We start from the raw sequence: 13,283 nt of genomic DNA on the forward strand, positions 1-13,283 counted from the left end.
CAGGCTTTCGCCCATTGTCCAAAATTCCCCACTGCTGCCTCCCGTAGGAGTCTGGGCCGTGTCTCAGTCCCAGTGTGGCTGGTCGTCCTCTCAGACCAGCTACAGATCGAAGGCTTGGTGAGCCTTTACCTCACCAACTACCTAATCTGCCATCGGCCGCTCCATTCGCGCAAGGTCTTGCGATCCCCTGCTTTCATCCGTAGATCGTATGCGGTATTAGCACAGCTTTCGCTGCGTTATCCCCCACGATTGGGCACGTTCCGATGTATTACTCACCCGTTCGCCACTCGCCGCCAGGATTGCTCCCGCGCTGCCGTTCGACTTGCATGTGTAAGGCATGCCGCCAGCGTTCAATCTGAGCCAGGATCAAACTCTATAGTTCGATCTTGATTTGCGCCCCATCTCGCGATGAGGCAAAACTCATAAAAAAAGAAATTGAAGTGAACTTCACTTCTATTCTCATGAGCGTTTTTAAGTCTTGCGACTTGTTCCGAAGAACTTACGCAATTACCTTCAAACGCCCACGCTTATCGGCTGTAAATTTTTAACGATCACCGAAGCAACTCATCGTCTGCTTCGTCTTGCTTGCTGCGATCAGCGAAGCCTTGTAGTCTAACACGATTTTTTAAGTATCGTCAAACTTTTTTCGCTTTCTTCAAACTTCCCAGCAGTCGGCAACTTCCGTCACCAGCCGCTGAATCGTTTTCAGCGAAGCCTTCGATTATGCACCGACTTTTCTGTCAGCGTCAACTTCGAAGGAAGTTTTTTTATCGGCCGACTTGATGAAACCCCTGAGAGCACCAGCCGTCTGCCGAGCCTTCGATCATACAACGGAATTTCAGGATTTCTGGAACAACTTGAGCACGCTCGAAAAATCCAGTGCTCCGTGCCCTGCCAGGCTATGCGCCGCATACACGCTGCGCGCCAGGCCACCCAGCGGCGTAGAGGCGCGCACCGCAGCTGCGTTCTCTTGGGCCAGCCCCAGATCCTTGAGCATCAGATCGGTCCCGAAGCCACCTGCGTAGTTCTTCGAAGCAGGCGACGTCTCCATCACCCCCGGCATGGGGTTGTACTTCTCGAGCGCCCAATTGCCGCCGGAGCTGCGGCGCATGATCTCGGACAGCACTTTCGGATCAAGCCCGTTGGCAACGCCGAGCGCAAGGGCTTCCGATGTGCCGATCATCAAGATGCCAAGCAGCATGTTGTTGCAGATCTTGGCGGTCTGCCCTGCACCGGCGGCACCAGCATGAAAGATGTTCGCCCCCATCTTCTCGAGCACCGGGCGCGCACGCTCCAGGTCCTTGGTCTCGCCGCCGACCATGAAGGTCAGCGTCCCGGCAATCGCACCGCCCGTGCCACCCGACACAGGTGCGTCGATCATCGCTACGCCCTTGGCTGCCGCAGCTTCAGCCACTTTGCGCGATGTCGCGGCGGCAATGGTGCTGCTGTCGATCACCAGCGTACCGGCCTTGATGCTCTCGAGCAGCCCGGGCTTGCCCGCTCCGCCAAGGAACAAGCCTTCGACATGCGCGCTTGCCGGCAGCATGCTGATGACGACCTCCGCGTCGGCCACCGTCTCGGCTGCCGAAGAGGCAATCGGCAACCCTTCAGCGCCGAACTTCTTGCAGGCTTCGGCCGAGAGATCGAAAGCGCTGAGCGTATGGCCGGCCTTGAGCAGGTTCATGGCCATCGGGCCGCCCATGTTGCCGAGTCCGATGAAAGCGATCTTCATGTGTCTTGTCTCCGTTGTTCTATATATGTATGGATGGGGCCGGCTCAGACCAGCGACGCCAGCTCGGCCGGCATCTCGCCGCGCGGACGCAGATGGTCTTCGACGAAGGCAGGCGTGATTTCTTCGAGCGTGGCCGGGCTCCAGCGCGGATTGCGGTCCTTGTCGACCAGCACGGCCCGGATACCTTCCGCAAAGTCCTTGTGCGCGCAGAAACCCAGCGACGCCCAGTATTCGAGCCGGAACACCTCAGCCAGCGACATGCGCGGCACGCGCTGCCACAGTTCGAAGCTCAGGGCCGCCGAGCTTGGCGCGCCCTTGGCAAAGGTCTTGGCGGCGGTCTGCAGCCAGGCGTCTTCGCTTTGCAGTTCGCGCAGGCGCTTGGCGATGTCGAGCAGGTCTTCGCCAGCCATCAGCGCATTGATGGTGTCGTAGTGCTCGCGCACCTTCGACGCCGGCATCTCCACGCCCCCGCCCGCCCTGGCAAGAATGCGCGACAGCGTTGCGCGATCGGCCTTGCCTTCGCCAGCCCACCGGGTGGAAGCGATGGCCTCGATCACGTCGCCCTTGCGCTCCTGCGGCACCAGCACGTCGGCCAGCCCGCAGAAGATGGTGTCTGCCGCATTGATGTTCGCGGCCGTGAGCGCCAGGAAGAGCCCCGTGCGTCCCGGCGTGCGGCGCAGGAACCAGCTGCCGCCCACGTCGGGATACAGGCCGATGTTGATCTCGGGCATGGCGATGCGGCTTTGCAGTGTCATCACCCGGTGCGACGCGCCGGCCAGCAAGCCCACGCCGCCGCCCATCACGATGCCGTGGCCCCAGCACAGGAAGGGCTTGGGGAATGTGTGGATCAGATAGTCGAGCTCGTACTCTTCACGGAAGAAGTCTTCGGCATAGGTATTGCGCGAGGGGCCGCAGTCCAGCAGTGTCTGGTAGAGCTGGCGCAGGTCGCCGCCGGCGCAGAACGCCTTTTCGCCAGCAGCCTGAAGCAGCACGCCGACGATGCCGTCATCCCGCGCCCATTCGCGCAGCCTGGGCGTCAGCAGGCGCACCATGTCCACGGACAGCGCATTGAGCGACGCCGGCGCATTGAGCGTGGCCACGGCAAAGCGCTGGCCGCCGGCGGTCTTGATTTCGTCGAAGAGAACTACGTTGTCGGTCATTGTTTTTTCAGGTTCCGGATACGGCACGCTCAGCGGATATCGCTGTCGCCCTCCAGCAATTTTCGCGCAACGATCACGCGCATGATCTCGTTGGTGCCTTCGAGGATCTGGTGCACGCGCGCGTCGCGCACCAGGCGCTCGAGCGGGAACTCGCTCAGGTAGCCGTAGCCGCCGTGAAGTTGCAGCGCGTCGTTGCAGACGTTGAACCCGGCATCTGTCGCAAAGCGCTTCGCCATCGCGCAATAGGTGCTCGCGTCGGCATGGCCCGCGTCGAGCTTCGATGCCGCCAGCCGAACCATCTGCCGCGCCGCGACCAGTTCCGTCGCCATGTCGGCGAGCTTGAACTGCAGCGCCTGGAAGCTCGCGAGCGGCTTGCCGAACTGCTGGCGCTCATGCAGATAGCGCCGCGCCGCGTCGAGCGCTCCCTGCGCCGCCCCCACCGAGCAAGTCGCGATGTTGATGCGCCCGCCGTCCAGTCCCTTCATGGCAATGCGAAAGCCTTCGCCTTCCTTGCCCAGCAGGTTCTGCGCGGGAATGCGCACGTTGTCGAAATTGATGGTACGCGTGGGCTGGCTGTTCCAGCCCATCTTGTGCTCCTTCTTGCCGTAGCTGATGCCGGTCGCATCGGCCGGCACCGCAAAGGCCGAGATGCCGCTCGGGCCCGCGCCGCCCGTGCGCGCCATCAGCACCAGCACGTCGGTCGACCCCGCGCCGGAGATGAAGGCCTTGCCGCCGTTGATGACGTATTCGGCGCCCTGCAGTTCCGCGCGCGTCTTGAGCGAACCCGCATCCGACCCGGCGCCCGGCTCGGTAAGGCAGTAGGAAGCCAGCTTGCGCCCGCTGGTCAAGTCTTCGCCCCATTGCTGCGCCACCGCGTCGGTCGCCCAGGTGCCGAGCATCCACGTCGTCATGTTGTGGATGGTGATGAAAGCTGTGGTCGACGGGTCGACCGCGGCCATCTCCTCGAACACCAGCGCCGCATCGAGCCGCGGCAGGCCGAGGCCGCCGATGCGCTCGGGCGCATACAAACCGCAGAAGCCCAGCTCGCCGGCCTTGGCGATGGCCTCCTTCGGAAAGATGGCTTCCGCGTCCCACTGCGCCGCATGCGGCGCGAACTCGGCCTGTGCAAAGTCGCGCGCGGTCTGCGCAAAGGCGTTCTGTTCTTCGGACAGTTCGAAATTCATTGTTCGCGACCCTTCCAGCGGTCCAGTTCGGCGGTGCGTTTGCGGGTCGATTTCTCCAGGCATGCGTTGAACACGAGCGGCCAGATGGAGCCACCTTCGCTCGCCTTCGCGGCACGCTTGCAAGCGGGATCGCGCCCCTTGAGCCACGTCCGCTGCTCGTTGCGCAGCGCGACGCGCATCTGCGGCGAGAGCGTCTTCATCACCTCGCCGTAGCGGATGTTGAGCGTGGCATCGGCCGCACGAAAGTCGCGCACCGCGCAGTCGTTCATCTGCTGCTGGTTTCCGTTCGGGTTGCAGTCGAGCGGCTCGTCCTGGCCGGCCGCCTGCGCCCCGCCCGCGAGCAGCAATGCGACCGCCGCCACCGCGCCCCAGGCCGCGACGCGAAGCCCGTGCCTCATTTGAGGCTGATGGTGGTGTTGACGCCGTGCGAGACGGTGCTGTCGTCGAACCAGCGTGCCGTCACGGTCTTGGTCTGCGTGTAGAACATGATGACCTGCTTGCCGTAAGGACCCAGGTCGCCGAGCTTGGAAGCGCGCGAGCCGGTGAACGAGAACATCGGCACCGGCACCGGGATCGGCACGTTGATGCCGACCTGGCCCACGTCGATGTCTTCCTGGAAGCGGCGTGCCGCGGCGCCCGACTGCGTGAAGATCGCCGTGCCGTTGCCGTTCGGGTTGCTGTTGATCAGGTCGATGGCCTCGTCGATGGACTCGGCATCGGCAATGCACAGCACCGGGCCGAAGATTTCCTGGTCATAGATCGTCATGCCCGGCTTCACGCCGGTGAAGATCGTCGGGCCCACGAAGTTGCCCTTCTCATAGCCCGGCACGGTGGGCTTGCGGCCGTCGAGCACCAGCTTGGCCCCGTCGGCCTCGCCGCGTTCGATCAGGCTGTTCACGCGGTCGTAGGCGGCGCACGACACCAGCGGCCCCACGTCCACGCCCTTCTCGGTGCCGGCGCCGATCTTCAGCGTCTTCGCCTTCTCGATGAGTTCGGGCACCCAGTTGCGCGCCTCGCCCACCAGCACCGCCACCGACACTGCCATGCAGCGCTGGCCCGCGGCACCGAAGCTCGCACCGGCCAGTGCATTGAGCGTCTGCTCCTTGTTGGCGTCGGGCATGACGATGGCGTGGTTCTTCGCGCCCATCATGCATTGCGCGCGCTTGCCGGCCAGCGTGGCGCGGTTGTAGACGTGCGTGCCGACCTTGGTCGAGCCGACGAAGCTGATCGCCTTGATGTCCTTGTGGTCGCAGATGCCGTTGACGATGGCTTCGCCGCCGTGCACCACGTTCAGCACGCCGGGCGGAATGCCGGCTTCGAGCGCCAGTTCGCACAGGCGCATGGTGACCATGGGATCCTGCTCGGAGGGCTTCAGCACGAAGGTGTTGCCGGTGACGATGGCCATGGGGAACATCCACAGCGGGATCATGGCCGGGAAGTTGAACGGCGTGATGCCGGCGCACACGCCCAGCGGCTGCAGCAGCGTGTAGGTGTCGACACCGTTGGCCACGTTGTTGGCCAGTTCGCCGAGCTGCAGGTTGCCGATGTTCGATGCGTGCTCCACCACCTCGAGGCCGCGGAACACGTCGCCCTCGGCGTCGGGAAGCGTCTTGCCCTGTTCGGCAGTGAGGATGGCGGCCAGCTCGCCCATGTTCTCGCGGATGAGCTGCTGCAGCTTCAGGAAAATGCGGGCGCGCGTGCCGATGGGGGTCTTGCGCCAGGTCTTGAATGCTTCCTTGGCGGAGGCCACTGCGGCGTCCAGTTCGGCCGGGGTCGCGAAGGGCACGCGGGCCAGCACCTGCTGCGTGGCCGGGTTGACGACGTCGCGCCATTCGGTGGTCTTGGATTCGACCAGCTTGCCGCCAATGAGCAGCTTGACGGTGGCGACCTGGGTCGACGGGGTGGTGGTGGCGTCCATGGGGGTTTTGTCTCCTGTGATCCTGTGAATTCGGTGCCGGCCCGGCCGGTGCAGGGCGACATCCTAGCTTTGCAGATTTGCCATGACAATAGACAAAAATGCGCCAAGGCTTTGCAAATTTGCAGAGCATCAACCCGAGGGCAAGCAAGCAGATGGATTGGGACAACCTTCGCTACTTCCTGGAGCTCGCCCGCTCGGGCACGCTCATGAGCGCCGCGCGCCGGCTCGAGGTCGACCACACCACGGTGGCGCGCCGCATCCAGGCGCTGGAGAAAGAGGTCGGCGCCCCGCTTTTCTCGCGTGAAGCGGGCGGCCACCGGCTCACCGAGGCAGGACGGCGGCTGCAGCCGCAGGTCGAGGCGATGGAGAGCGCCTTCCAGGCGGTGGAAAGCACCGCGCCTGCCTCGCAGGAAGGCCTGTCGGGCTTGGTGCGCATCGGCGCCACGGAGGGTTTTGGCACCGTGGTGCTGGCGCCGCGCCTGGCCCTGTTCGCGGTGCAGCACCCGCGCCTGACCATCGATCTGCTGGCCATGCCGCGGCTGGTCCACCTGTCGCGGCGCGAGGCCGACATCGTGATCTCGCTCGAACGACCGGCGCGCGGCCCGGTGGTCGTCACCAAGCTCACCGACTACACGCTGCGGCTCTACGCATCGAAGCAGTACCTGTCGGCGCACAAGCCGATCAAGACGCGCGAAGACCTGCGCGGCCACACCTTCATCAGCTACGTGGACGACCTGCTGTTCAGCAAGGAGCTGCAATACCTCGATGAGCTCCACCGCCCCGACAGCTTCGCGCTGCGCAGCACCAGCGTGCTCGCGCAGCACAGCGCGGTGGCGGCGGGCGCGGGCATTGCGGTGCTGCCGGCCTTCATCGCCGAGAAAGACGGCGCGCTGCAGCCCGTGCTGCCAGGGCAGGCGAACTTCACGCGGACCTTCTGGATGTCGATGCCTGCGGAAACCAAGCACCTCGTTCGGATGCAGGCAACCTGGGAATTCCTGCGGCAGACCGCCGAGGCGCACCGGGCCCAATTGCTGCTGGACAGTCCGCCCGGCACCGCAGCCTGACGGCCCGGGTTGTGCCATGCTGGCGGCTCCCCGCAGTGAGCATCAAGGAGACCGGAATGCCTCGCCACCGCCCCGCCCGCCTGACCCACATCGCCGGCATCGGCGTCGACCGCATGGGCGCCATTGCCGATGACGCCGACGGCCCGCCTTTTCTTCGGCTCGAAAACCTCGACGTCGACATCCCGCCCGACCCCGAGGCCGTCGCGCGCACGGTGCGCGCCGCCTCCGAAGACTCGGACAACAGCTACCTGCCCTTTGTCGGCCAGTCGCGGTTGCGCGACGTGGCGGCCCGGCACGTGTCGGCGCTGTCGGGCGTGGCGTACAGCGGCGCGCGCAACTGCGTGATCTCGGCCGGCGGGCTGTCGGGCATCCTCAACGCGCTGCTCGCCACCGTCGAGGTCGGCGACGAAGTGCTGGTGACCGACCCGACCTACGCCGGGCTGCTCAACCGCATCCGCCTCGCCGGCGGCACCCCGAAGTACGCGCCCTTTCGCTTCACCCCCGGCGGCGAATGGAAGCTGGACCGCGACGCGCTCCAGGCCGCCGTCGGCCCGCGCGTGCGGGTGATGCTGCTGATGTCTCCGTCGATGCCCACCGGCGGCTGCTTCGACGAGGAAGACTGGCGCGCCATCGCCGACCTGTGCGTGCGGCACGACCTGACGCTGATCCTCGACACGGCCATGGAACGGCTGCTGTACGACGGCCGCCAGGTGATCCACCCCGCGGGCCTGACGGGCATGGCCGAGCGCACCATCACCGTCGGCTCGTCGGCCAAGGAACTGCGCATGATCGGCTGGCGCGTGGGCTGGACCGTGGCACCCGAGAGCTACATGCCCGACCTTGTGGCCGTGTCACTCGCGAACGTGGTGGTGCCGGTGGGCATCGCGCAGGACGCGGTGGCGACGGCGCTGGAGCGATCGCCTCGCACGCTTGCGCCGTATGTAAGCGAACTGGAACGCCGGCGCGACACGGTGCTCGACGAACTCAAGGGGCTGCCGGTGGGCGTGCCGGCCGGCGGCTGGTCGCTGCTGCTGCGTGCGAGCGACTTCGGCATCGACGGGCAGACGCTGTCCGAGCGGCTGTTGAAGTCGCGCGTCTGCGCCACCGCGATGCAGGGCTGGGGCGAGACGCATGGCGCGCAGTACCTGCGCTTCGTTTTCTCCAACGAACCCGTGGAGCGGTTGCGCGGACTGGGCGACAAGGTCCGCGCCGCGCTGGGCGCCTGACGGCTCAGGAGAAAAGGCGCTTCCAGAGGCTCTTGCCCGCAGCAGCCGGTTCGGCAGCAGCTGTAGCAGCCGCGGCGGCTTCGGATTTTTCGAGCAGTTCCATCAGCCCCGGCACGCGCGGCTTCTTGAGCCGGCGCGCGTAGACGAGGTAGCTTTCTTCCTCGTCCCCGGTATAGAACAGCGGCGGCATCGGCAGCGACGGCATCGAGCCCAGCAGCACGCGCAACGCTTCGAGCTGGTTCATGCGGATGGCGCTGGTGATGGCGGTTTCGCCCAGCGACGGAACGATCTCGTTGGCGCCTGCGAGCCCTTCGCCGAGCAGCGACCGGATGAGAGACGAGTCGCCTGCCACGGCCGCCGCGCCCAGCGCATCGAGGGCAGCCAGCTTCTCCGGCGACAGGCTGGCCTTGTAGGCATCGCTGCGCTTGTCGTTCTCGTCGCGCGCATCGCCGCCGGTCATCGTCATGAAGTCGGTCACCAGTGCCACGGGTTCGCCGGCCGAATCGAGCGCCCAGAAACTCGGGTAGCTGCCGTCGCCCCAACCCGAGCTGAAGATCACGATGTTGTTCGCGGTGCCTGGCCCCTGCGGGTAATGGTTGGCGATGTCGGCCGAGCCCAGTTCCTCCGCGAGCACGTCGTCGTAATAGTTGAAATGGACAGATTTTTCGGACTCGCGCGCCTCGCGCTCGGCCATGGCCTTTGCCGCATCCGCGTCCATGAAGCAGCCCACGCCGGCATCGACGGGGTAGCCGAAGAACTCGTCGTCTCCGAGCGCATCCTGCGATTGCCCTTCGAGGAGCGCCGGTTCCCAGCGCAGATCGGAAGCCCGTTGCCCGCCGCGTTCGCCCAGCCAGAGCACCGCCAGCGCATGGCGGCCCTTGTCGTGCAGCACCTCGACGGGAAATGCGCCGCGCCGGTTCACGCTGCGCACGAAGGCTGCGCGCTCGGGCTGCACCAGGGGGTCACAGGCCACGATCCGGCCGCTCGTGATGTTCAGCAAGCCGCAGGGCTGACGATGCAGATGACGCGCGCCGAGTGCGTCGTCGTCGAGGAAAACGGATTGAAGGTTGTCGATATCGAGATAGGCCATGCAACCAGTTTCGCACTCATTGCATGACGGCCGGCCAGCGCGCCGCATGGCTGCCCGGTGGCATCGAGGGACGCGGCCACGCGGGGGGCGTTCGCTCAAGCATCGCGCCATGGCGCAACGCTGCCAGCTCACCAAAGCCCGAGGCGGTGGTCTCGACGTAGGGCGCAAGGCCGGGCTTGGCGATGGAAAGCCCGCCCGGCACGCGCCCCAGGCCGCGCAGCCAATGCCCCGTCTGCGCCAGCGACACCCGCACCTGCCAGCTGCCGCCTTCGCGCTGTTGCCGCCACAGCGCCGCGGCGGCGCCGAAAGCGATCAGGTAGCCGGTGGCCTCGTCGAGGATCTGCATGGGCAGCGGCTTGGGCTTGCCGTCCCCGGCGGCCTCGCCTTCGGCGTGGTTGAAGCCCATGGCCGTCTGCACCAGCGAATCGAAACCCCGTCGGCTCGCCCACGGGCCCCGCGTGCCGTAGGCGCTCAGCGACACGCACACGATGCCCGGTCGCTGCTCTGCCAGCGCCGCCGGTCCGAATCCCAGGGCTTCGAGCCCGCCCGGGCGATAGCCCTGCACGAACACGTGCGCGTCGGCAACCAGCTGTTGCAGCGCCGCCCGGCCCTCTTCGGTCCGCAGGTCGGCATGTGCCGACAGCTTGCCGCGGCTCGTGTCCGCGATCGCCGGGATGTTCGGCAAATGCGGTGAATTCACGAGCATCACATCGGCGCCGTAGGCCGCGAGCGCGCGTCCGCCCACCGGGCCGGCCAGCACGCGCGTGAGGTCGAGCACGCGCAGGCCCGACAGCGGCCGTTCGTCTTCGCGCAGCGGCGGCAGCGCGAGCGGCGGCGCGTCGCCGATGCGCTCGATGGTGAACAGGGGCTGGGCCGCGACGGCCTGCCCTTGCGGCGTGGCGTCCCATTCGTCGAAGCGCCGCAGTGCCGTCGCCACCAGCCCGGCCGCGGCAGCCGCGTCCTCGAAATCGCGGGCACGCCATGTGGCCATGGCAGCTTCCGCATCGGCGCGCGTGGCCGTGGACGGATCGAGCTTCATCAGCCGCAGCGCGCCGTCGCGGTGATGCGCGAAGTTCGCGTGCACGCGCACCCATCCGTCGGCGCAGCGATAGAGCCCCGAGAACGCATCCCACTGATCCGGTACCTGCCCGTCGAGGCTGAACCAGCCGATGCACTCCAGCGCCGCGTGCAGCATGTCGACACCGACCAGCTGCCGCCCGGTGCCGCGCAAGTGCCCCAGCTCGCAGGCGGCCAGCGCCGCCGCTGCCATGGTGCTCTGCGCCGCGGTGCCGACCGCGAAGGACGACGGCAGCACCGGGTCGGCGCCGGTGAGCCGCGCAAACGACAGGGCTTCCTCGGGCAGGCCCGCGTGCCGCCAGATGCCGGCCAGAACTTCGCTCGCATTCATTTCGGTTCTCCAAAGCAAAAAGGCAGGGCCTGCTTCCGCTGCCCTGCCCTCTTGCAGTCGTTGCGCCAGTCGCCTTACTGGATCAGCTTGGCGCCGGTCTTGGCCTGCAGCGCGTCGAAAGTGACGCCCGGCGCCAGTTCGACCACCTTCAGGCCCGCGGGCACCACGTCCATCACGGCCAGGTCGGTGATGATGCGGTCGACCACGCCCACGCCCGTCAGCGGCAGGGTGCACTTCTCGAGGATCTTCAGGTCCTCGGTGCCGTCCTTCTTCTTGGCGACGTGCTCCATCAGCACGATCACGCGCTTCACGCCGGCCACGAGGTCCATGGCGCCGCCCATGCCCTTGACCATCTTGCCGGGGATCATCCAGTTGGCGAGGTCGCCCTTGGTGCTGACCTGCATCGCGCCCAGGATCGACAGGTTGATCTTGCCGCCGCGGATCATTGCGAAGCTGTCATGGCTGCCGAAGATGGCCGAGCCGGGCAGCGTGGTGACGGTCTGCTTGCCGGCGTTGATGAGGTCCGCGTCGACGTTGTCCTCGGTCGGGAACGGGCCGATGCCGAGCATGCCGTTCTCGCTCTGCAGCCAGACTTCCTTGGTGCCGGTGTGGTTGGCCACGAGCGTGGGAATGCCGATGCCGAGGTTGACGTAGAAGCCGTCTTCGAGTTCTTGGGCGGCGCGGGCCGCCATCTGGTCTTGGGTCCAGGGCATCTCAGGCTCCTTCTTTCTTGTTGGCGGGCACGGTGGGCACGGGCACTTCGCTGCCGGCTGCCGCCTGCGCGATGACGGCCTGGGCCTCGACCTTGGCGGCCGCGGCGTCCACCGGCGCGGCGGCGCTCACGGTGCGCTTCTCGATGCGCTTCTCGGGGTTGGCGTTGAGCACGATGCGGTGCACGTAGATGCCCGGCAGGTGGATGTCGTCGGGAGCCAGTTCACCCACTTCCACGATCTTCTCGACCTCGACGATGCAGATCTTGCCGGCCATGGCCGCGGCCGGGTTGAAGTTGCGCGCCGTGAGGCGAAAGCGCAGGTTGCCGGACTTGTCGGCCACGTCGGCCTTCACCAGCGCCACGTCGGGCACCAGCGAATGTTCCATGACGTAGGTCTCGCCGCCGAACTCGCGCAGTTCCTTGCCTTCGGCCACTTGCGTGCCGACGCCGGTCTTGGTGAAGAAGGCCGGAATGCCCGCGCCGCCGGCGCGCAGCTTCTCGGCCAGCGTGCCCTGGGGCGTGAATTCGAGGGCCAGTTCGCCCGCGAGGTACTGGCGCTCGAACTCCTTGTTCTCGCCGACGTAGGACGCGATCATTTTCTTGATCTGGCGCGTTTCGAGCAGCTTGCCGAGGCCGAAACCGTCGACGCCCGCGTTGTTCGAAACGACCGTGAGGTTCTGCACGCCGGAATCCTTCAGCGCGTCGATCAGCGCTTCGGGAATGCCGCACAGGCCGAAGCCGCCGACCGCGAGCATCTGCCCGTCTGCGACGACCCCCTTGAGTGCCGCGTCCGCGGAGGGATAAATCTTGTTCACTCGGGCTCCTTGATGGATGAATGGAGAGTGGGTGGGAAAGCCTTGAACGATACTACCTACCCGCATACGTAGTATTTCGTAATGGTGACACCCGATGCCCGAAATCGATTACCGGCTGGCCTTTGAACACGCGCCCGTCGGCATGGTCGTTTCGAGCAACCGCACCATCGTGGCCTGCAACGTGCGCGTATGCGAGATTTTTGGCGCAACGCCCTCCGCACTGGTAGGGCATTCGTTCAGCATCCTGTACCCCAGCGTGGCCGAATTCGAGCGCATAGGCAAGCGCATGGAGCCCTTTCTGAACGCCAGCGGGCACTACGCCGACAACCGCATGATGAAGCGCCTGGGCGGCCTGCACGGTGCGATCGCGGGCGAGACCTTCTGGTGCCACGTCACCGGCCATGCGATGAACCGCGCCGCCCCCCACGAGGCCGGCATCTGGACCTTTGAGGACCTGGGCTCGCGCCGCGCGGTGAAGGCCGAGCTCACGCCGCGCGAACGCGAGGTGGCGGCGCAGGTGATGCGCGGGCTGACCTCCAAGGAAATCGGCAAGGCGCTGGGCATCAGCCACCGCACGGTCGAACTGCACCGGGCGCGGCTCATGCGCAAGTACGCGGCCGCGACCACGGCGGAGCTGGTGCAGAAGCTCATCGCGGGTTAGGCGCCGGCGCTGCAGCCGCGAAAAGTTTCAGCCAGGCGACCCCGGGATCGTTGCAAAAACGGAAACGCCGTGTCGACGAAAGCGCCGCGCCGGCGCGCTCCCGCGGGTCTATCGTTGAGCCCATGCAGGCACACAGCCCGCAATCAACCCAGGAGCCTGAAATGTCCACACGCATCCATTCCGAACGAAGCCTCTTGCTGCAAACGCAGGCCACCGCCGTGCGCGCGCATGCGCTCGTCGCGCAGAAACTGCCGGTCGCGCTGACGCTCTCCGCCATCATCCTGTCGATCGTCGGCGTGAAGCTGTAGCCGCA

13 protein-coding genes and 1 rRNA gene are annotated in these 13,283 nt (G+C 66.1%); 4 read left to right on the forward strand and 10 right to left on the reverse strand.

Features of this window, described 5'->3' with window-relative positions; all coding sequences use genetic code 11:
• The 6 genes from QRN67_RS30025 to QRN67_RS30050 form a co-directional block, all read right to left on the reverse strand.
• Window positions 1-382: ribosomal RNA gene (locus QRN67_RS30025) — 16S ribosomal RNA — on the reverse strand; the annotation flags it as partial.
• 456 nt (window positions 383-838) lie between these two features.
• Window positions 839-1,732 (reverse strand): 3-hydroxyisobutyrate dehydrogenase, encoded by an 894-nt coding sequence (gene mmsB, locus QRN67_RS30030; RefSeq protein WP_081267112.1) that lies wholly within the window; start codon window positions 1,730-1,732, stop codon window positions 839-841.
• 44 nt (window positions 1,733-1,776) lie between these two features.
• Window positions 1,777-2,892: an enoyl-CoA hydratase/isomerase family protein gene (locus QRN67_RS30035; protein WP_285414790.1), complete on the reverse strand. Its 1,116-nt coding sequence runs from the start codon at window positions 2,890-2,892 to the stop codon at window positions 1,777-1,779.
• 29 nt (window positions 2,893-2,921) lie between these two features.
• Window positions 2,922-4,076, reverse strand: coding sequence for an acyl-CoA dehydrogenase family protein (locus QRN67_RS30040; protein ID WP_285414792.1), 1,155 nt, complete (start codon window positions 4,074-4,076; stop codon window positions 2,922-2,924).
• Window positions 4,073-4,474 (reverse strand): lysozyme inhibitor LprI family protein, encoded by a 402-nt coding sequence (locus tag QRN67_RS30045; RefSeq protein WP_106934092.1) that lies wholly within the window; start codon window positions 4,472-4,474, stop codon window positions 4,073-4,075. Before QRN67_RS30045 ends, QRN67_RS30040 begins: the two co-directional genes overlap by 4 nt.
• Window positions 4,471-5,994 carry a CoA-acylating methylmalonate-semialdehyde dehydrogenase gene (locus QRN67_RS30050; protein WP_081267108.1) on the reverse strand — a complete coding sequence of 508 codons (1,524 nt, stop codon included), beginning with the start codon at window positions 5,992-5,994 and terminating at the stop codon, window positions 4,471-4,473. Before QRN67_RS30050 ends, QRN67_RS30045 begins: the two co-directional genes overlap by 4 nt.
• 152 nt (window positions 5,995-6,146) lie before the next feature.
• Here QRN67_RS30050 and QRN67_RS30055 point away from each other — a divergent pair, with 152 nt between their 5' ends.
• Complete coding sequence (locus QRN67_RS30055; protein ID WP_285414793.1) at window positions 6,147-7,058, forward strand: LysR family transcriptional regulator; 912 nt, start codon at window positions 6,147-6,149, stop codon at window positions 7,056-7,058.
• 56 nt (window positions 7,059-7,114) lie between these two features.
• Window positions 7,115-8,284 (forward strand): pyridoxal phosphate-dependent aminotransferase, encoded by a 1,170-nt coding sequence (locus tag QRN67_RS30060; RefSeq protein WP_081267127.1) that lies wholly within the window; start codon window positions 7,115-7,117, stop codon window positions 8,282-8,284.
• A gap of 4 nt (window positions 8,285-8,288) precedes the next feature.
• Here QRN67_RS30060 and QRN67_RS30065 read toward each other — a convergent pair whose 3' ends face one another.
• The 4 genes from QRN67_RS30065 to QRN67_RS30080 form a co-directional block, all read right to left on the reverse strand.
• Window positions 8,289-9,374 carry a DUF4241 domain-containing protein gene (locus QRN67_RS30065; RefSeq protein ID WP_285414794.1) on the reverse strand — a complete coding sequence of 362 codons (1,086 nt, stop codon included), beginning with the start codon at window positions 9,372-9,374 and terminating at the stop codon, window positions 8,289-8,291.
• 16 nt (window positions 9,375-9,390) lie between these two features.
• On the reverse strand, window positions 9,391-10,782 hold the full coding sequence (locus QRN67_RS30070) for a CoA transferase (protein WP_285414795.1): 1,392 nt from the start codon (window positions 10,780-10,782) through the stop codon (window positions 9,391-9,393).
• A gap of 74 nt (window positions 10,783-10,856) precedes the next feature.
• On the reverse strand, window positions 10,857-11,495 hold the full coding sequence (locus QRN67_RS30075; protein WP_285414796.1) for a 3-oxoacid CoA-transferase subunit B: 639 nt from the start codon (window positions 11,493-11,495) through the stop codon (window positions 10,857-10,859).
• 1 nt (window position 11,496) lies between these two features.
• Window positions 11,497-12,309, reverse strand: a complete 813-nt coding sequence (locus QRN67_RS30080) for a CoA transferase subunit A (protein ID WP_081267104.1) — start codon at window positions 12,307-12,309, stop codon at window positions 11,497-11,499.
• 94 nt (window positions 12,310-12,403) lie between these two features.
• Here QRN67_RS30080 and QRN67_RS30085 point away from each other — a divergent pair, with 94 nt between their 5' ends.
• Entirely contained in the window at window positions 12,404-12,970 is a 567-nt protein-coding gene (locus tag QRN67_RS30085; protein ID WP_081267103.1) for a LuxR C-terminal-related transcriptional regulator, read from the forward strand.
• Between the two features lie 161 nt (window positions 12,971-13,131).
• On the forward strand, window positions 13,132-13,278 hold the full coding sequence (locus QRN67_RS30090) for a hypothetical protein (RefSeq protein WP_172839808.1): 147 nt from the start codon (window positions 13,132-13,134) through the stop codon (window positions 13,276-13,278).
• Window positions 13,279-13,283 lie beyond the last annotated feature (5 nt).

The organism is Variovorax sp. efr-133-TYG-130 (assembly GCF_030208835.1).
Taxonomy (GTDB): Bacteria; Pseudomonadota; Gammaproteobacteria; order Burkholderiales; family Burkholderiaceae_C; genus Variovorax.

Coding starts and splice junctions, on each gene's coding strand:
- mmsB (WP_081267112.1), bottom strand. CDS start 1,732: ATGAAGATCGCTTTCATCGGACTCGGCAACATGGGCGGCCCGATGGCC.
- QRN67_RS30035 (WP_285414790.1), bottom strand. CDS start 2,892: ATGACCGACAACGTAGTTCTCTTCGACGAAATCAAGACCGCCGGCGGC.
- QRN67_RS30040 (WP_285414792.1), bottom strand. CDS start 4,076: ATGAATTTCGAACTGTCCGAAGAACAGAACGCCTTTGCGCAGACCGCG.
- QRN67_RS30045 (WP_106934092.1), bottom strand. CDS start 4,474: ATGAGGCACGGGCTTCGCGTCGCGGCCTGGGGCGCGGTGGCGGCGGTC.
- QRN67_RS30050 (WP_081267108.1), bottom strand. CDS start 5,994: ATGGACGCCACCACCACCCCGTCGACCCAGGTCGCCACCGTCAAGCTG.
- QRN67_RS30055 (WP_285414793.1), top strand. CDS start 6,147: ATGGATTGGGACAACCTTCGCTACTTCCTGGAGCTCGCCCGCTCGGGC.
- QRN67_RS30060 (WP_081267127.1), top strand. CDS start 7,115: ATGCCTCGCCACCGCCCCGCCCGCCTGACCCACATCGCCGGCATCGGC.
- QRN67_RS30065 (WP_285414794.1), bottom strand. CDS start 9,374: ATGGCCTATCTCGATATCGACAACCTTCAATCCGTTTTCCTCGACGAC.
- QRN67_RS30070 (WP_285414795.1), bottom strand. CDS start 10,782: ATGAATGCGAGCGAAGTTCTGGCCGGCATCTGGCGGCACGCGGGCCTG.
- QRN67_RS30075 (WP_285414796.1), bottom strand. CDS start 11,495: ATGCCCTGGACCCAAGACCAGATGGCGGCCCGCGCCGCCCAAGAACTC.
- QRN67_RS30085 (WP_081267103.1), top strand. CDS start 12,404: ATGCCCGAAATCGATTACCGGCTGGCCTTTGAACACGCGCCCGTCGGC.
- QRN67_RS30090 (WP_172839808.1), top strand. CDS start 13,132: ATGTCCACACGCATCCATTCCGAACGAAGCCTCTTGCTGCAAACGCAG.